Here is a 17,467-nt window from a genome sequence, read left to right as displayed (position 1 = left end):
TTCGGAAAGTTTCAGATTATATTTTCAATCATTAATAAATTTCAGGAGCAAATCAGGTGTTTACTTCAACCTTACTCGCTGCTGCAACTACACCTCTGCAATGGAGTCCGACAGTTGGACTGATTATTATTATTGCCAATATCATTGCCATTGTCATTGGCAAATTTACCATCAAGTATCCCAACGTAGAACCAAAACTACCCTCAGTCAATTTCCTGGGTAATTTTGGTTTACCAGCTCTTTTAGCAAGTACCGCCTTTGGTCATATTTTAGGAGTGGGCGCTGTCTTAGGGCTGCATAACCTGGGAAGAATTTAGGTTCTTACCCAAGTTAGCTTTTATTTGATGATTCTTTTGTCTCCAGCTTTGAGCCAGAAAATTAGTTCTCTGGCTCTTTATTTATTGAATACTGAGTTTTAATGTCTTAAATAGTGAGTGCAATCATAAGATATGGCTCTATTGCAGGGATCAATAAAAAAGCAAGTAACAGATTTTTTTAGCTGGATGAAACTTATTATCCTCTAGAGCTTTCTGAGAATGCTTGCTATTCCAGATATTAAGCAACTATTGCTATCCCTTTAAGAAGATATTTTAAAAGTCGTAAAGTATACTGAAAACCCCACTTCCAAACCTTTTCCCCCTTAACTCTAACTCTTAACAAATGTCCGCTTTAGCACCTTGATAGGGGTTCCCACTTTTTTTCTAGGTCATCGTGATGGGAAATTGCAGCTAGCGTTTCATATAACCTTTGTGGAGCATTTTGGCGTCGCCACTGTCCTACCAGTTGAGCTGCTAACAAAGTATGGACACGATGTATAAATGACTTCCCAACCATTTGGCGTAGCCTTGACAATCACAAGTCAATCTCCTGATTGTGAGTTTTGATTTTAAGTTTGATTAATTTCTGAAGTCAGAAATGTTGATGTAGATATTGAAGGGCGATCGCTCTGACTTCTTTAGTGTGGCTTAATATCTTTAGCCATTCTCAATTGAGTGTTAGATAGTCTATTCTTTATGGCGCAAATATATATATCCACAGTACATGTTGTACTAAAAATAATATTAGAAAATACTGCTCAATTTAGATTCCCGACTTCTTAGAGAAGCCAGGAATCTTGGTGTCCAAAAATGATTTAAGATTGCTATAGGTTGAATATAGCTAATTCTACCTAAAAAATCTTTGGTGTGGGTAAACAACCCAATAATTGCAATATGAAATGGGCTATTTGCCCACCGGATGATTGAGAATTTTCAACAATCTGTCAAAAACATTTGTGCCTCAATCAACCTATACTCTAACTACAGCCTATGCAATTAAGAGTGACTTTCTATCGGATCAGCAACGTATTTGAATGTTGGCTCAGAATTCCAAGGCCCACGCTCATCCTTACCATTACCGTTTGTAGATAGGTTGTAGTAAAGAGCAACAGTTTCATCTGGCTTAACATTACCAAAGAATGGCTCTGTCAACTTACCCAGTGAATCTAGAGCTTTCATAAACATCTGAGTATGAGAAATTTCTCGTGTTAACAGATGGACTAATGTCTCTTGGGTTCCTTGGTCGGTTGCCAACTTGATCAATGCTTCGTAAGTCTGACGAGCACCAGCTTCTGCTGCAATGTTAGCTCTCAAATCACGTACTACATCTCCGCCTTCATTTAAGTAACTTGCAGTCCAAGTATTACCCTGGCTATCTAGAAAATGAGGCCCCACCCCTCTAACTGCAAATAGAGTACTCTTAAAAGCCTCTGTTTGATCCACATCTTTGGTATGAGCTTCGATGAGTTTACCAACCATTTCTAAATGGCCGAATTCCTCGAGCGCAATATCTTGGAGCATATCTCTAATTCCAGCATTTTCAACATGGAATGATTGAACCCAATATTGCAGGGCTGCGCTAAGTTCTCCAGTAGCTCCACCAAACTGCTCTAGAAGTAATTGAGCATAACGAGGATTTGGTTCACTAATCTTTACCGTATGGATCGGGTCTTTTTTGTGAAAAAACATAGTGTTATTCTTCCGAAAATAGTGTTCTTACAGAATGGATCGACTGAATTTTTTATCTGTGATGATTTTTCAAGTTTTTTCTAGCTAATTGGAGACTTTATATGTTTCTAAAGCTAGTTAGCTAGAAGACTGAGAAAACACAGTATTTGTTTAATGGTTGATAACTACCGATAAACAGTTAGGCATTGCTGCTTCTTCTGATTAATCCCCATAGATAAATAGCAGCAATTGCGCCGAGCACAGCCACTAATACACCAGGAAGAGTTAAAGCAACAGCCGCAGTATTTTGCAGAGTTCCTGTTTGTATCAAGGTAAATAGACTTCCACCTACGAAAGCACCAATGATACCCAAAACCATTGCGGAGACAATTCCACCACCTTGATAATCAGGATAAGTAGCCTTAGCGATCGCACCTGCCAAAAATCCTAAAACTACCCAAGCAATAATACTCATAACTGCCTCAACCATTTCACTTATATATAAGTTATCAATTTTTATTCACAATTATTTCTACCACATGGGATAAATGCTAAATCCAAAAGTTAGACAAAAAACTTTACATCCAGATTAGATATAATTTTGCCTTAATACCACTAAAATGCCAAATAAAAGTTTTTTCTAGATTAAGTCATGAATTATTCAAAATATAATCTTAATCCTGATTGACTGGAAAAATAGATAATATTAAAAAATTAATTTATCTGATTTTATATCTATCTTAAGAAAGAAACATTTTATCTAACTTTTTGGGGATGCATTAAAATATTTACTTATAAATAAAATATATATTTTTTATGATAATTCATTATTAATTATATATTATTGCACATAATAATCAACTAGGCTTTTTGTACAATTTTTATTTAACAACTTTATAAACTGACCAAAGAGTAATTTTCTTAATCACTAATGTTTTGCGAAAATTAGCAATAACTTTGATGAAAAGCCAGATTTAGCCCAATACGCTTGGGTTAAAGCCACATAAAACATATTGCGTAGGTTGGGGAGTCACAGCAACCAAGCGGTTTCCCGATGAGCCTTGCAAGCGACGTTTGAGGAACGAAACCCAACCTACAATTATCCTTAAATGAACTGTATTGAGATTTTATCAAAAATTTATTGTATTAAATTACACAAAAAGCTTGCTCACACTAATTCTTGTGAATATTGAATATATAGCAATCCTAAATCATTGGTGAAAAGTTAGATCCCCGACAACTTTTACGAAGTTGGGGATTCAGACACCGCAAATTTGAACGAAATCGATAGGATTGCTATATCGTATTCCCTCAACCGTTATTTTGAAGGTAGATTGAGGAGATAATATGTAGCTAAATTTTGCAGAAGTTATCTCAAATGGCACGGGAGAATTTTGTCTTTTGCATTCTTGTGTGAGTATCAAATATGACGGCAATATTTCTGACTAGTAATCTACCGATATCTGTAATATGGATATGATTTTTTGATAAACTGACCAGGCTATCGGCTTCTAGTGGTTTTAACGCCTCTAATTCATCAGAGAAATATTCATCAAAATTGATATGATATTTGTTTTCAATATCTTGCTTATGAAGCTGAAAGTGAGACATAATCCCCATGATTACATCCCGTCTGATAATATCATTTGGAGTAAGTTTGATACCTTTACTAATAGGTAAAGCACCAGATGCAAGTGTTTGATAATAATCTTTTAATTCCTTGTGGTTTTGAGCATAAGCATCTTCTAGCATACTGATGGATGTAGCACCAAAACCAAACAGTTCTGTTTCAGCATGAGTAGTGTAGCCTTGGAAGTTGCGCTTGAGAGTACCATTCCGTTGAGCGATCGCTAATTCATCATTAGTTTTAGCAAAATGATCCATCCCAATAAATAGATATTGGTTATTCGTTAATTCTTCAATGGTCATTTTCAGAATCTCTAACTTTTCCTCTGCTGGGGGTAGCGCCTCTTGAGGGATATTTTTTTGCGTCGGTTTGAGCCACGGTACATAGGCAAAGTTAAAAACAACAATTCGGTCAGGCTCTAACTCAATAGTCTTTTTCACCGTCTCCCGAAATGTCTCACGGGTTTGATAGGGTAAACCATAAATAAGGTCTACATTCACACTTTCAAACTTAGCTTCTTTGACCCAACTCATGACATCAAAAAGCATTTCTTCTGGCTGGACACGATTAACAGCTACTTGAACTTGGCGATTAAAATCCTGAATGCCAAAACTAATGCGGTTAAACCCAATCTGTCTGAGAAATAAAATATAGTTTCTATCGATATAGCGGGGGTTAATCTCAATTGAGATTTCTGCTTGTGGAGCGATGTTGAAATAGCGATTGATATTTTTCCATAAATATTCTACTTGGTAACGATCCAAGTAATTAGGAGTACCGCCTCCCCAGTGGATTTGCAGCACTTTTCTGTCTGGATCGATTAAAGCGGAGGTGTTTTTGATGTCTTGAATTAAAGACTCTAGGTAAGGTTTGGCAATATTTTTGTTGTTGGAAATTACCGTGTTACAGCCACAGAAGTAGCAAGCACTTTGGCAGAAGGGGATGTGGAAATATAAAGAAAGAGGGGTTTTGCGTTGATTCGAGGCTGCGATCGCGGTCTTAAAATCAGTTTCAGTAAATGTTTCGCTTAACTCTGTAGCGGGCGGGTAGCTGGTGTATCTGGGGGCACGAGTGTCATATTTTTGGATCAGTTCCAGATCAAATTTGACACTAGGTAATACAAAAACCATTGAGTTGCTTTCCAATAAATGTGTGAGGGGAAAGAAGATGAGAGAGGCAAGAATAATTATTGACAGACGCGATTAATTGCGTCTCCTAACTTAATTAGCCGCAGCTATTTCGGTGCTACCTGAATTCTGGGAACGAGTGAGGCTATTATAGAACTTACGCAAAAAACCTCTCAAACTCTCATTCCTCCGTGTCGCGCCAGTTGCTTCTCCTAAGGGAGACGCGCAAGGGACAAGTCGGGGAACCGCAGACGCTCGATGACTCGCTACCGCTTCGCTATCGCCCTTGGCGTCTCCCCTTCTCCCAAAGGGAGAGGCTAACGCCAAGGGAGAAGGGCGCACTGGCTTCTCTGTGTCTCTGTGGTTCGTTCTTTCATAACCCGTGCGTAAGTCCTGTATTAAACAGAACTTGACCGAGTGCTTTGATTAAACTTCCCTCTAACTCCTGAGCCATCTGTAAATTGAACCGAAAGGCATTATTAGCTTCTACAACAATCCGTTCTGCTGTTATATCATCAATGGATAATGCATTTAATGCCTGAGGATACTTATCCTTAAATGCCTTTTTGTCAGGAATTTGCTCAAAATTGTAAAAGGACGTGCCTTCATAACCAGAAAGCTTCAGGGCTGACTGAGCAACTTTTTGTAGCATTTGACCCCCTGAGAGATCGCCCATGTAGCAAGTGTAGACATGACCTAGCAATAAGGCTGGTTCACTAGTAGAAATTTCCCGAATGCGGTCAATGTAGCTCTGGGCAGCAGGTGAGGGTGTAATTTGCTCTCTCCAATTATCCCCACAATGTGCTTTTTGTCCGCACAGGAATTAGCGATCGCGGTGGTGTGATTGATCTGGTCAACAAGCTACAAAAACAATGCCAGGAAAGCCATTTCATCTCTTGCTTCTTTCTCCCCAAAGCAATAATGAGTTTTTAAACCTTCCCAATGTACTGCATTATAATGTCGAGTTTAATCCCGATCGCATGTTTGACGATTCGGGACACTGGATGTATTGCACAGAGGTTATGCGAGGAATTCTGGAATCCCTTGGGGTGTCCAGCAAAAACCTCTTCTGGTGTCCACCCAAAATACTGAAGGGGTGAGAAACTAGGTAGGAGCGTTCGCATTTGCTATTTCGGCGTTCGCATTTGTTATTTCGGCGTTCGCATTTGTTACTTCGGCGTTCGCATTTGTTATTTCGGCGTTCGCATTTGCTATTTCGGCGTTCGCATTTGCTATTTCGGCGTTCGCATTTGTTACTTCGGCGTTCGCATTTGTTACTTCGGCGTTCGCATTTGTTACTTCGGCGTTCGCATTTGTTACTTCGGCGTTCGCATTTGTTACTTCGGCGTTCGCATTTGTTACTTTGGCGTTCGCATTTGTTATTTCGGCGACTGGGTTGTTTGAATGGCTGTGAAATGATCTGCCGATTACTTGCAGCTTACTTTTGTCTCAAATCATCACAAATTGCTTGTAAGTCGTAGTTGAAAGCCTTTGCATGTTCTTCTCGTATTCTATAAATCTCTTCAATAATTTCATCTTTCCACATATCTACTCTCCCATTAGTAGGAAACTTGTGCAATTATATTTGAGGCTCTTGCAAGAAAAGTTTTTAGCTTTAATTCTGTAGAACCTGTGCGATCGCCTGAGAAATCGGTAAGCCAGGACAGCGTTCTAACCAGAAAAACTCACCAACTGGGTTAACCTCAAGAAATACATGACGACCATCAGGAGTCAAAATAATATCAATAGCTCCGTAGTTCAAACGAAATTCTGCCATGAGTTTGAGCAGTTTCTCTTCGACATCTTCAGGCAGAGTGTATGACTCCCAAGCGTCGAGTAAGGCAATTCCCTGTTTGCGCCAATCGTAATGCGCCAGCTCCAAAGCTTGAGAATCAACCGCAGCCGTCAGCACACGCTTACCGACAATAATTGTCCGCAATTCTAATGCCTTGGGGATTTTTTCTTGAAATGTCATTGGGCAGAAACGTAATCCATCGAGGTTGTCCAGATCCTCAGATGAAATTGGATTTGTAAACACAACTTTTTCTCGTCCTTGTTCATCATAAATGGCAAAGGAAGAGAGCATCTTTGTAATCATTCCCTGCTTACACTCTTGGGCAAATTGCTTCACTGCCACTGAATTGTTTGTAGTCAGAGTGCGTGGCGTATCTAAACCGACCTCTCGTGCTATTTGTAATTGCAGTTGCTTATTTTCGGCTCGACGAATATTTGGCAGAGGATCGAGATGGAAACCCTTAATACTAGCAATCATTCCCTCAATGGTGACGCGAGATTCTTTCAGTGAGGCTTGTCTAAGTTGCCTGTCCATCGAGTCGGGAATTTTTGACCCGATTGCAATACGCCGATACCAAACTGCTGACACTTCATTCAAATCTAACGTTTGGTCATCTACAAGCAGAGTAACTCGTTCACTTCCAGCATAGTAAACATCTAAGGTGATTTCTGTAGGAAATCGGTCTGTGTCAAAACGAAATGCTTTCCCTCCTTGGGCTTCAATTGCCTGAATAACTAGAGGAATACTTTCGTTGTCTTGGCTGTGAGTAATGATTAAAACAGTCATTTAAAGGATGAATAATGAAGTATGCTACAGATAAATATCGGGGCTACCAGTTGGTTTTTAATTTTTAAGTAAGGGTATTATATTTAGGACTTGTTGAAAGTAGTGCATCTGCGATCGCATCTGCGATCGGGTATTCCAAATCTCTCTCCAGCATCCCCCACTCTCCTGTAGGATTAATTTCTAGAAAAACGTATTCCCCTGATGGCGTTTTGATGAAGTCAAATGCTCCAAAAATCAGTCCAAACCTTGCCATAAAAGCATCCAGACAACGGATTAGTTTATCAGGTAATTCATAGGGTTGCCAGGTGAGAGCCTCTTTTGTTCCACGTCGCCAATCTTGGGTGGATGCTGCATACTCAGACGCATCCAGTGCCCCGACAAAGAGATTACCATTCACATACACTGCGCGTAGTTCTAGCTGTTTGGGGATTTGTTCTTGAAACACAACTGGACAATAACGCAGTGTTTCAGCATCAAGTAAGTCTTCTTCTTTAACGGCGCTAGTGTACATGAAAAAAGAGGAGGCTTGCATCCCATAAGAAAGAGGTCTGAGTAGCTTGGCAACCATTTTTCCTTTAACTTCCCCAAAAAACTCTCGTGCTTGTTGAGGATTGTTGGTGACAATAGTCCGAGGTATGACAAGACCAACTTCCGATGCAATTCTCAGTTGGCGTAGCTTGTTTTCAGCTGCATTGATCCGCTGTAAATCATCCACCCAGGTAGCTCCCCTTAGGCTGTCCCAAAAGCCATCTAAGACTGCGAGTGATTCACTAGAGCAGGCTGCTTGGAATTGTGGAGCCAATTCTTTACCTAGATCAGGCTGCCAGATACGCCGCATCCATACAGCTTGCACTTGCTCGGTGTTCAGGGAACAAGCGTCATATTCCAGTTTATGATTGCTACCAGAGTTACTTAAATTCGCCTGGATTTGTACTGTCATTGGAAACTTATCAGTATCAAGGCGAAATGGCTGTGCGCCTAGTTTTGATACAGCTTCTGCAACTCTATCTATTGTGAAGTAATCACCACTATGGGTGATTAATAAAACCACATCACGGTCAACGTGCATAAAATATCTTCATTGAGTTCTTGTATTGTCAACTATTAAAAAAATAAAGCATTAAAGTAAACTTAGTTTTAATGGGAAGCCAACCCCTAGATGGAGTTGGCAAAGTTAACAGTCTTTTTATTCTAAGAATATTTTTCAAAACCGCATCTCTGGTGTACTCACAAGTCTGGCCGCAAAGTGTCATCGCCGTCTGAAGGGTACTTATTAGTAAAAGCCTCATCACTATCAGAGGGAGCCTTTTTCGTTACTACATCTTCTTGATCAGATGGGTACTTCAGAGTTTGGGCAATTGTATCTTTATTCTTTTTATTCTTCTTGGTTACACCACAACTTCCACCGCTAATCGCTTCTGATTCTTGCTCAGATAAGTCTTCAAAGCTTTGCCCTTCTAAAAATCGGGCAAAGAAGGGTACTGCTTGTGAATTTAGTTCTTCTGGTTTGTTTTCAGACATAATTTTTTCCTCAGGCTAAGTAATATAAATTTACACTGTCTCAATGATGTTACATATTATTTCATTTGGTAAGCATTAATTTCATGTGAAATTATTTGTAACATTTGCGTAAAAATACTTTTGATTCTCCTGTGCAAATATTCAATAACCCAATGGATGGCGGAAATCACCAACCACTTTGTCAAGTTGTTGAGCGATCGCCAACAACTCCATCTCGCGCCATCGCTTTCCCACAATCTGCATTCCAATCGGTAAGCCATTGTGAGTTTGCCCTATGGGAATCACCACCGCCGGATGACCACTAAGATTAAATGGTATGGTGTAAGCCCCGTTTGCCACCGCATGAGGATAGGATTTGCCCTCAATATCAATGGCGCTCCAAGCCGGACAATGGGTAAATGCAGGGGTTGCTGTCACAGGAGTGAGCCATACATCCCATGCTTCTAAGGCTGCATCGATTTGGGCAATGAAGCGATCGCGCTCGGTGAGTGTCTCAAAATATCCTCTTAAGCTAGGATTTAAAAGTTCTGGCAGAAAGCTGCTGAAATTCCCCAATTTTCGCAATTTTTTGTCGCCTTGAGTTGCCGTGCGAAAGAGTAACTCTAAGCTACGTAGCAGATTATAGTGATCCTTGGGTTGGGCGTAGTTGTTGATGTATGCTTCCATCCGCCCGTGGAGGTTCCACACTGTCGATAAATCAAAATCTTTGGGAAGCCAGCGTTCAATATGAGTACCTGCTTGAGCAAGTTTTTGCACGACTGTCTGTACTGCGCCTCGAATTTGTGCAGCAACGGGAACCTCTACCCATTCATCAATCCAAGCAATTTTAAGATCCTGCAAAGACTTGCCTGATGGAGTATCAAGGGGAATCGGTGGTACATCTGGGCGACGCAGATCCGCACCAGCGATCAGCGAGAAACAAAGGCGAATATCTTCGAGCGATCGCCCAAAACAGCCAATAGTCAACATTTGTCGCAAGCATAGCGGCATTCCCGGTACTTCAGGGATACTTCCGGCGGTGGAAATACGGCGATCTGTTGGCTTTAAACCATACACACCGCAGAAAGTTGCAGGCTGGCGCACGGAACCCGCAATATCGTTACCTATATCTAATGGTGAAAGTCCGGCTGCAACAGCAGCAGCACTGCCTCCAGAACTGCCACCTGCTGTATAGTCAAGATTCCAGGGATTATTTACCCGGGGAAACAGAGAATTTGTACTTTGATAATCACCAGCCAGTTCGGCCATGTTCGTTTTTCCAAGGATAACGGCTCCTGCTGCCCGCAGCCTGGCAACAACGGTGGCATCCTGTTGAGGAATATAGTCCTTAAGAGGAATGTAACCCGCTGTGGTACGGAGTCCTACTGTTTCAAAAATGTCTTTGATTGTCACAGGAACACCGTGCAGAGCGCCCCAGTATTCTCCTCTGGCTAGGGCTTCATCTGCAAGCTTTGCTCTGGTACGAGCATTGTCTTCGTCTAACGTGCAAATTGCATTCAGCTTTGAGTTGTGTTTATAAATCTGCGCCAGGTAAGCATCGAACACCTCAACAGCAGAGACTTGGCGATCGCGAATCATCTGAGCAAGTTGATGAGCGGGTAGGAAAACTAAGTCACTCATAGGTCGATTTCACCTCATTCGTAAAATTCCAAAGTAGGATAAGCCCAAGGTTAATCTAATTCCGGCATATATTTGAAGTTCATACTATAACCAGAAATTAAAGTGCGTAGGCGTAGCCCGCCGTAGGCATCGCTACCCCGCTATATTGAGTCATAGCTCAATTTTTTTCTCTTTCCCCAGATTTAGGGCGAGTAGTTGGTGCTGGTGCTGACTTGTTTTGTAGAATTGCAATTTCTCTCTGTGCATCTTGATAACTATCTTTTTCTCCTTGCTGTTGGAATAGTTTTCCAGCTTTTTTGAAATCTGCGATCGCTCCCTGTTTATTTTTCTGCTTGGTGCGAATCACACCCCGGTTATAGTAGGCTAAGGCATTGTTAGCATTAATGGCGATCGCTCGGGAATAATCCTGATTTGCAGCTTTTTTATTTCCCATATCGAGATAAGCATTACCACGGTTATTGTAAGCTGCTATATTATTAGGATCTAGTTTCAGTACTTCGGTGTAATCTTCAATAGCGCCTTTATAATCTCCGAAAGAAAAGCGGTGAATACCTCTGTGGATATAAGCTGCACTAAATTTAGGATCAATCTGTAAAATAGCGTTGTAATCTTCAGTAGCTTCGAGTTTCTCTCCCATATCACTGTAAACATCACCACGATTAAGATAAGCTTCTATATATTTAGGATTGATGCTAATTGCGTCTGTGTAATCTTTAAGTGCTGCATATTTTTGCTTATTAATAGATTGAGTTAAAGCTCTTTGATAATAAGCTTTGGCATCACTAGGATTAATCTTAATTACTGTATCAAAATCTTGGATCGCTTCAAGTCTTTGTCTGAGGCGGCGGTGGAGAATCCCTCGCTGCAAGTAGGCTTCGCTATACTGAGGCTTGAGAGCGATCGCTTTGCTAAAATCTCCAACTGCGCCTTTATTATCCTTCAGTTGAGCATGAGCTAATCCTCGTCCATAATAAGCATAAGCATCTTTAGAATTTAACTTAATTGCTTGAGTATAGTCAGTGATCGCTTCTTTGTATTTGCCTAATTCAGAAAAAGCAAATCCTCGGTCAAAATAGGCATTAGCATCTTGAGGATTGAGTAAAATGGCTTGGCTAGAGTCTGCTTGTGCTTGCTCATAGTCTCCTAATCGATAATAAGCATCGCCTCGCCGATTATAAGCTAAAGCGTTTTGCGGATCTAATTCAATAACTTGATTGAAATCTTCAACTGCTCCTTCATAGTTTCCTGCGTCATATTTATTTACTCCTTCTTGATATAATTGTTGTTGAGCATCACTTACAGGTTTTAGTGAATGCAAAAACCATGCTCCAACACCAAGTGTGATACAGCTAGCTACCCCCGTTAGAATTAGTAATAATTTTTTATCATCCTGTTTTTGCTGATCGCGATAAACATTTGTTATATTTTTCAGATCGTCTAAAACTTCGGTCGCATACTGGTAGCGCTTACGATAGTCAAAACGCACCATCCTATTAAGAACTTTTGCTAATTTTCTGTTAATTTTTAGATTTTTGTGACGCCAAACTATTTCACCTGTCAGCTTATTTCTCTGACTTTGCAGTTGAGATATTTCCTTTGCTGGTAAACTTAGAAGTGCTGCGATCGCAACTATACCTAAAGCATATATATCGCTATTGTACTTGAGGTTGCCGTTAACTTGTTCTCTCGGCATATATTCGAGATTATCAACGGTCTTAGTAATAGCTTCGTTAACAATAGCAAAATCAACTAAAACTAACTTTTTATCTGACTCACGACGAATAATATTTGCTGGTTTAATATCCTGATGAATCATCCCATAACTATGTACAATCCTCAAAATTTCTAATATCTCTGATAAAAGAGGAATAACTTGGTCTTCGCTCAGAGGTTGTCCCTGGATAATTTCATTAGTTAAAGGATTACCGGGGATAAATTCTTGGACTATATAGAATTTTTCATTTTCTTCAAAACAAGCAATTAACTTTTGGATTTGGTCGTGTTCCTGTCCTAGTTTTTCTAAAGTTGCTGTCTTACTGGTAAACAAGCGACGCAGGATGGTTAAAGTTTGAGGATTGCTACTATGCGGATATAACTGCTTTACTACAAATTGTCCGCCAGGAAGATTAACATCTTCAACTAGATATGTTTTCCCCTTTTCACCATCATTGAGAACTTTTAGTATTCGATAACGTCCATTTAGAAAATGACTATTCATCAATATAAATATAGTTTTATAAATTGTTTGATTATAGCTTAGGTGTTATTAATGTTAAAAATTAAAAATCAGATAAATGTGGAGACTGTTACGGCGTGTCTCTACAATCTGCTTACCAAAACAACGTGAGTTTACGAACCTCTCCCACCTAGTACCGCAAGGCGGAAGTCAAAAGTCAAAAGTCAAAAGTCAAAAGTCAAAAGTATTATGGAATAAGCTCTTTAGGGTTTTTCAATGGTCTGCTTATTTACGCCGTGCTGTACTAACGTCTCTTTCCTTGTAGGCTACGGTGGACACACAAGTTCTAAAAACCTAGCTTAATCAGGCTTTCCTCGTTCTCATTCCTTCGTTCCCTCGTTCCCATGCAGAGCATGGGAATGCATTCATTGAGGCTCTGACTCAATATCTAACTTGAGGCAGAGCCTCTAATCAGCCATTCCTATGCGGAGCATCGGAACGAGAGAAATCTCTCCCTGCTTTGGGGAGAGGTTTGGAGAGGAGTCATACCAAATCTATTGAACTCACGTTAACAATACAGGTCGATGTTATGCCATTGTAAGTCGGTGTTATGCTATTGCAAGTCGATATTATGCCATTGCAAGTCGATATTATGCTATTGCAGGTCGATGTTATGCCATTGCAGGTCGATGCATTAGCAATGCAGGTCGATGCATTAGCAATGCAAGCAGAAAATAGTCTCTGTATCCACAACAAAGAGGGAGTTAGAGTCAGGTTTTACGCTGGCACGACAAATTTCTCACTACCAGCCAGTCCAAAGGCTGCATGAATGGCTTGCAAAGCTTTAACACCTAGCTCTTGCGCCACGACACAACTAATTTTGATTTCTGAGGTAGCAATCATTTGAATATTGATTTGTTGTTCGGCTAAAGCTTCAAACATTTTAGCCGCAACACCTGGTTGTCCTACCATACCTGCACCGACAATACTCACCTTAGCGATCGCACTATCTAAAACAACTTCACCCCATCCTAATTCTGGCGCTACTTGGGTGAGCATTTCTTTTGCATTTTCCCCATCCAGCTGCGAGACTGTAAAGGCAATATCCCGCCTGGGAACACCATCAATCACTCGACAGCGCTGAGATTGGATAATCATATCAACGCTGATATTATGTTGCGCTAATAGTCCAAACAGCTTCGCCGCCATCCCCGGCTGATTTGGTAATTGGCGAATAGCAAGACGCGCTTGGTTCAAATCTAAAGCAACGCCGCGAACGGCAGGAGTGAGGGAAGAGTGAAAAGAGGCACGATTAATCGTGTCTGTACAAGGGTTAGGAGTTAGGAGTTCTCCCTTGCTTTTTGCTTCGATCTCAAAGGCGGTGCAGAGTGCGCTGACGGCGCGATCGCATTCGGCTGCATTGACTACGCAACTTACTTTCACTTCGCTGGTGGAAATCATTTGAATGTTCACCCCAGCTGCTGCTAAGGTGGCGAACATCTTCGCAGCCACACCGGGACGGCCAATCATTCCCGCGCCTGCGATGCTGACTTTGGCAATGTTATGTTCTACCATTACCTCGGCTTCGTCAAATTTGGGGTTAAATTGACTTCTCAGTGCTGGGGCGATCGCTGCTGTTACTGCTTCTGCCCGTTTTAATATTGGTGTGGTGACCGTAAAGGCAATGTCATTACTATTACCTTCATGAATTGATTGAATAATCAAATCTACGTCTACTTTTTGCCGAGAAATTTCGCCAAATAACCTCGCTGCTACGCCTGGTTTGTCGGGTACGCGCAATAAAGCGACCTTCGCTTGGTCAGTGTCAAATTCTACATGATCCACCGGACGGGCAATTTCTAGATTGATCAGCGATCGCCCTTGGGGTTTGGCTGATGTTACCCAAGTACCGGGGTCATCCGTCCAGCTAGACCTAACTACAAGGGGAACACCATAGTTACGAGCAATTTCCACAGCGCGGGGATGTAGCACTTTTGCACCCAAGCTAGCTAGTTCCAACATTTCATTGCAGGTGATAGCATCCATCAACTGGGCTTCGGCAACTAAGCGGGGATCTGTAGTTAAAATCCCTGGAACATCTGTATAAATTTCACAAAAATTTGCTCGTAATGCAGCTGCGATCGCCACCGCCGAAGTGTCGGAACCACCACGACCCAAAGTCGTAATTTCCATTTCTCCAGCGCTGGAAGTACCTTGGAAGCCAGCTACTACAACTACTTTACCTTCATTTATGTGGCGAGTTAGGCGAGTAGTTTCAATATGCAAAATCCGAGCGCGGCTGTGTTCGGCTTCAGTAACAATTCCTACCTGAGCGCCAGTCATCGAGATTGCTGGTTGTCCGAGTTCCTGCAATGCCATACTGAGTAAGGCGATCGTTACTTGTTCGCCAGTGGAAAGCAGCATATCCATTTCCCGGCGGTTAGGATTGGGAGAAATTTCATTAGCTAGTTTGACGAGTCCATCGGTGGTTTTGCCCATTGCGGAAACCACTACTACCAGAGAGTTTCCAGCTTTAACAGTTTTATAAACGCGTTGTGCAACAGCTTGAATCCGTTCGACTGAACCGACAGATGTACCACCGTATTTCTGAACTATGAGCGCCATAACTTTTAGTTAATCAATTGTGTCTGTTTTGCTCAATGCCCCCGCCAGGTTAGGAAGCCTTGAAGATATTAATAGATATTTAGTTTACTAAACATCGTGTAGCATACCTAATCATAAGTTGATTAAGCTAAACCACATCTAGTTTGGCTCATCTGCAATATCTGAGTATAATCACTCCTACGGGTTGTTGAGCGTTGACAGTCAATAGTTAACAGTGAACGGTCTACACGATGCAATATGCAACTTTTATGTGGAACAGCTTATTCAAAAACTACATCTTCGTAGAGTGCTGCCATTGTTTCCTCAAAATCCACGCTGTTGAGTCGAAATGATTGATGGTCTGATGTGTAGGATTGTAAAACCCACAGTCCTTGCTCATTGCGTCGAAAACACTCGACTCGCTGACGTTTTGTATTAATTAAAACATATTCTTGTAGACTTTCCAGTGTTTGATAATCGGCGAATTTGTCGCCCCGGTCAAAGGCTTCAGTAGAATTAGATAAAACTTCGACAATTAAACAGGGAAATCTTTTATAAGCTGGCGTTTCTTGATCTCGTTGGTCGCAAGTAACCATTACATCGGGATAATAAAAGCGATTTGGAGATTCAATTCGGGCTTTCATGTCAGCAATGTAAACACGACAACCAGAGCCGCGCACATGATTACGGAGGAGAGCGAACAGGTTTCCAGCAATGGTAACGTGTGGATCAAGCGCTCCAGCCATTGCGTAGATATAGCCGTCTATATATTCATGCTTGATATTGCTCTGTTCCTCCATTTGGAGGTACTCTTGGGCGGTGAGGTAGTTTTGTTGGGGCGAGGCTATCATGGTTGAAACTTCAAGGTTTGAGTAATGCTGAGTTCGTCAACAGAGCAGTTAAAAATTAGGTAATAAACCCGCTTGTTTGCAAATCTCATTAGCAGTAATACGATCTATGGTACGATGCCGTTTTATAGGAAGAGTTTTTATATCATTAGTATAAATAGAATGATTTCCTCCTTCTCTTAATAAATAAAAGCCATTTACTTATAAGTATTTAATTAGCTCTTTTCGTTTGAGTGTGTCAGTTAAACCTCTATAGGAATCTGTTCCAGCAACAAATCACCTGTGGGAATTTCTTTATTTTGTTGACGATAGGCAAGAATCATTTCTTTTGTTGCGTCTTGCAACATAGCCCTGCATTCTTCTATGGTTTCTCCTTCTGTGATGACTTCTTGCCATTCAATGAGTTGTCCGATATATCCGCTATTATTTTTTGTATATTTTGCAGTGTATGTAATTATCATTACTGTGTTTGTGAAGATAATTATATGATTAATCGTAGCTGATTTTTTGTTGTAGGGGCGTAGGTGTAGCCTGCCCTTAGACATCGCTCTCTATCATTCACAACCACATAAGAGCGTAGGCGTAGCCCGCCCTTAGACATCGCCTGTAGATTTACACTATAAAGTAGAGCGATCGCTTGTAGATTTACACTTCTTTTCTAGAGCGATCGCCAGCGCCAGCTTTCGGCTCACTGATATACCAAAATGAATGCGTGAATTACTCAAATGAGTAAGCAAACTGGGGTTTAAGAAATTAAAAGCTGCTTTTGCTTGCGGAAAACATCAAAATGTGAGATGAAAAGCTGCTTTTGAGTAAGTCAAAGCTGCTTTTGCTTGCGGAAAACACCAAAATGTGAGATGAAAAGTTGCTTTTGAGTAAGTCAAAGCTGCTTTTGCTTGCGGAAAACACCAAAATGTGAGATGAAAAGCTGCTTTTGAGTAAGTCAAAGCTCATTTTGAATAAGTAATCAGGCATTTTTACTTAGTTCAATATGAATTTTAATCTAGGCGATCGCAAATCTAACTTTTAACATGGTACGATTTGTATAAAACTTGCCTATTCTTGATTTGAGGAGAGGCGATCACGGAAATATGCCAAATTTCCACGACAAGTAACAGTATTGGGATGATTCATCCCTAACCGCCGCTCCAAAATATCCAAAGCTTGGATGTAAAGGGGTTCGGCATCGCTATATCTGCCTTGGGAGTCGTATAGTCCCGCTAGGTTGTTGAGACTTTGTGCGACATTTGGATGTTCTTCTCCCAGCAGCTTGCGCCAGAGTGCCAAAGCTTGGATGTAAAGGGGTTCGGCATCGCTATATCTGCCTTGGGAGTCGTATAGTCCCGCTAGGTTGTTGAGACTTTGTGCGACATTTGGA

17 protein-coding genes and 3 pseudogenes are annotated in these 17,467 nt (G+C 41.0%); 3 read left to right on the top strand and 17 right to left on the bottom strand.

Going from position 1 to position 17,467, the window contains the following annotated elements; all coding sequences use genetic code 11:
- Positions 1–56: 56 nt before the first annotated feature.
- Positions 57–317 (top strand): photosystem I reaction center subunit PsaK, encoded by a 261-nt coding sequence (gene psaK / locus V7K21_RS16260; protein ID WP_335175896.1) that lies wholly within the window; start codon positions 57–59, stop codon positions 315–317.
- A gap of 370 nt (positions 318–687) precedes the next feature.
- Here psaK and V7K21_RS16255 read toward each other — a convergent pair.
- The 6 genes and pseudogenes from V7K21_RS16255 to V7K21_RS16230 form a co-directional block, all read right to left on the bottom strand.
- Positions 688–856: pseudogene (locus tag V7K21_RS16255) on the bottom strand (DUF3891 family protein); the annotation flags it as partial.
- Between the two features lie 457 nt (positions 857–1,313).
- Entirely contained in the window at positions 1,314–2,006 is a 693-nt protein-coding gene (locus V7K21_RS16250) for a manganese catalase family protein (protein WP_335175894.1), read from the bottom strand.
- Between the two features lie 178 nt (positions 2,007–2,184).
- On the bottom strand, positions 2,185–2,460 hold the full coding sequence (locus V7K21_RS16245) for a GlsB/YeaQ/YmgE family stress response membrane protein (protein ID WP_335175892.1): 276 nt from the start codon (positions 2,458–2,460) through the stop codon (positions 2,185–2,187).
- Positions 2,461–3,359: 899 nt separating this feature from the next.
- Positions 3,360–4,742, bottom strand: a complete 1,383-nt coding sequence (gene hemN / locus V7K21_RS16240; protein WP_335175890.1) for an oxygen-independent coproporphyrinogen III oxidase — start codon at positions 4,740–4,742, stop codon at positions 3,360–3,362.
- A gap of 90 nt (positions 4,743–4,832) precedes the next feature.
- Positions 4,833–5,081 carry a hypothetical protein gene (locus V7K21_RS16235; protein WP_335175888.1) on the bottom strand — a complete coding sequence of 83 codons (249 nt, stop codon included), beginning with the start codon at positions 5,079–5,081 and terminating at the stop codon, positions 4,833–4,835.
- Between the two features lie 31 nt (positions 5,082–5,112).
- Positions 5,113–5,535, bottom strand: a pseudogene (locus V7K21_RS16230) (biliverdin-producing heme oxygenase); the annotation flags it as partial.
- 76 nt (positions 5,536–5,611) lie between these two features.
- Between V7K21_RS16230 and V7K21_RS16225 the strand changes: the two are divergent.
- Positions 5,612–5,839, top strand: coding sequence for a hypothetical protein (locus V7K21_RS16225; protein WP_335175886.1), 228 nt, complete (start codon positions 5,612–5,614; stop codon positions 5,837–5,839).
- A gap of 515 nt (positions 5,840–6,354) precedes the next feature.
- Here V7K21_RS16225 and V7K21_RS16220 read toward each other — a convergent pair.
- The 5 genes from V7K21_RS16220 to V7K21_RS16200 all read right to left on the bottom strand — a co-directional run bounded on the left by V7K21_RS16220 (position 6,355) and on the right by V7K21_RS16200 (position 12,679).
- Positions 6,355–7,320 (bottom strand): MvdD family ATP-grasp ribosomal peptide maturase, encoded by a 966-nt coding sequence (locus V7K21_RS16220; protein WP_335175884.1) that lies wholly within the window; start codon positions 7,318–7,320, stop codon positions 6,355–6,357.
- A gap of 64 nt (positions 7,321–7,384) precedes the next feature.
- Positions 7,385–8,389: an MvdC family ATP-grasp ribosomal peptide maturase gene (locus tag V7K21_RS16215; RefSeq protein WP_335175882.1), complete on the bottom strand. Its 1,005-nt coding sequence runs from the start codon at positions 8,387–8,389 to the stop codon at positions 7,385–7,387.
- A gap of 158 nt (positions 8,390–8,547) precedes the next feature.
- The gene (locus tag V7K21_RS16210) at positions 8,548–8,841 is read right to left on the bottom strand and encodes a microviridin/marinostatin family tricyclic proteinase inhibitor (RefSeq protein ID WP_335175880.1); all 294 of its coding nucleotides are present in this window, start codon (positions 8,839–8,841) and stop codon (positions 8,548–8,550) included.
- Positions 8,842–8,982: 141 nt separating this feature from the next.
- Positions 8,983–10,461, bottom strand: coding sequence for an amidase (locus V7K21_RS16205; protein ID WP_335175878.1), 1,479 nt, complete (start codon positions 10,459–10,461; stop codon positions 8,983–8,985).
- Positions 10,462–10,618: 157 nt separating this feature from the next.
- On the bottom strand, positions 10,619–12,679 hold the full coding sequence (locus V7K21_RS16200) for a tetratricopeptide repeat protein (RefSeq protein ID WP_335175876.1): 2,061 nt from the start codon (positions 12,677–12,679) through the stop codon (positions 10,619–10,621).
- Positions 12,680–13,247: 568 nt separating this feature from the next.
- Here V7K21_RS16200 and V7K21_RS16195 point away from each other — a divergent pair.
- Positions 13,248–13,466 carry a hypothetical protein gene (locus V7K21_RS16195; RefSeq protein ID WP_335175874.1) on the top strand — a complete coding sequence of 73 codons (219 nt, stop codon included), beginning with the start codon at positions 13,248–13,250 and terminating at the stop codon, positions 13,464–13,466.
- Here V7K21_RS16195 and V7K21_RS16190 read toward each other — a convergent pair.
- The 6 genes and pseudogenes from V7K21_RS16190 to V7K21_RS16165 all read right to left on the bottom strand — a co-directional run.
- Positions 13,415–15,262, bottom strand: coding sequence for an aspartate kinase (locus tag V7K21_RS16190; protein WP_335175872.1), 1,848 nt, complete (start codon positions 15,260–15,262; stop codon positions 13,415–13,417). The two genes, V7K21_RS16195 and V7K21_RS16190, sit on opposite strands and share 52 nt — an antisense overlap.
- A 260-nt stretch (positions 15,263–15,522) precedes the next feature.
- A complete protein-coding gene (locus V7K21_RS16185; protein ID WP_335175870.1) occupies positions 15,523–16,092 on the bottom strand; it encodes a Uma2 family endonuclease in 570 nt (189 codons plus the stop codon).
- 48 nt (positions 16,093–16,140) lie between these two features.
- A pseudogene (locus V7K21_RS16180) lies at positions 16,141–16,275 on the bottom strand (type II toxin-antitoxin system HicA family toxin); the annotation flags it as partial.
- 56 nt (positions 16,276–16,331) lie between these two features.
- Positions 16,332–16,550, bottom strand: coding sequence for a type II toxin-antitoxin system HicB family antitoxin (locus tag V7K21_RS16175; RefSeq protein ID WP_335175868.1), 219 nt, complete (start codon positions 16,548–16,550; stop codon positions 16,332–16,334).
- Between the two features lie 321 nt (positions 16,551–16,871).
- Positions 16,872–17,036, bottom strand: coding sequence for a hypothetical protein (locus tag V7K21_RS16170; protein WP_335175866.1), 165 nt, complete (start codon positions 17,034–17,036; stop codon positions 16,872–16,874).
- A gap of 109 nt (positions 17,037–17,145) precedes the next feature.
- The coding region (locus V7K21_RS16165; RefSeq protein WP_335175864.1) for a tetratricopeptide repeat protein at positions 17,146–17,467 on the bottom strand (322 nt) is incomplete at its 5' end.

The sequence above is a fragment of the Nostoc sp. genome (assembly GCF_036919595.1).
Taxonomy (GTDB): Bacteria; Cyanobacteriota; Cyanobacteriia; order Cyanobacteriales; family Nostocaceae; genus Nostoc.
Note: the sequence above shows the minus strand (reverse complement) of the source record. Positions and strands in the feature narration are given on the sequence as shown.

Excerpts from the sequence above, each read along its gene's own strand:
- V7K21_RS16250 (WP_335175894.1), bottom strand. The coding sequence starts at position 2,006 with ATGTTTTTTCACAAAAAAGACCCGATCCATACGGTAAAGATTAGTGAA.
- V7K21_RS16245 (WP_335175892.1), bottom strand. The coding sequence starts at position 2,460 with ATGAGTATTATTGCTTGGGTAGTTTTAGGATTTTTGGCAGGTGCGATC.
- hemN (WP_335175890.1), bottom strand. The coding sequence starts at position 4,742 with ATGGTTTTTGTATTACCTAGTGTCAAATTTGATCTGGAACTGATCCAA.
- V7K21_RS16225 (WP_335175886.1), top strand. The coding sequence starts at position 5,612 with ATGCCAGGAAAGCCATTTCATCTCTTGCTTCTTTCTCCCCAAAGCAAT.
- V7K21_RS16220 (WP_335175884.1), bottom strand. The coding sequence starts at position 7,320 with ATGACTGTTTTAATCATTACTCACAGCCAAGACAACGAAAGTATTCCT.
- V7K21_RS16215 (WP_335175882.1), bottom strand. The coding sequence starts at position 8,389 with ATGCACGTTGACCGTGATGTGGTTTTATTAATCACCCATAGTGGTGAT.
- V7K21_RS16210 (WP_335175880.1), bottom strand. The coding sequence starts at position 8,841 with ATGTCTGAAAACAAACCAGAAGAACTAAATTCACAAGCAGTACCCTTC.
- V7K21_RS16205 (WP_335175878.1), bottom strand. The coding sequence starts at position 10,461 with ATGAGTGACTTAGTTTTCCTACCCGCTCATCAACTTGCTCAGATGATT.
- V7K21_RS16200 (WP_335175876.1), bottom strand. The coding sequence starts at position 12,679 with ATGAATAGTCATTTTCTAAATGGACGTTATCGAATACTAAAAGTTCTC.
- V7K21_RS16195 (WP_335175874.1), top strand. The coding sequence starts at position 13,248 with ATGCTATTGCAAGTCGATATTATGCCATTGCAAGTCGATATTATGCTA.
- V7K21_RS16190 (WP_335175872.1), bottom strand. The coding sequence starts at position 15,262 with ATGGCGCTCATAGTTCAGAAATACGGTGGTACATCTGTCGGTTCAGTC.
- V7K21_RS16185 (WP_335175870.1), bottom strand. The coding sequence starts at position 16,092 with ATGATAGCCTCGCCCCAACAAAACTACCTCACCGCCCAAGAGTACCTC.
- V7K21_RS16175 (WP_335175868.1), bottom strand. The coding sequence starts at position 16,550 with ATGATAATTACATACACTGCAAAATATACAAAAAATAATAGCGGATAT.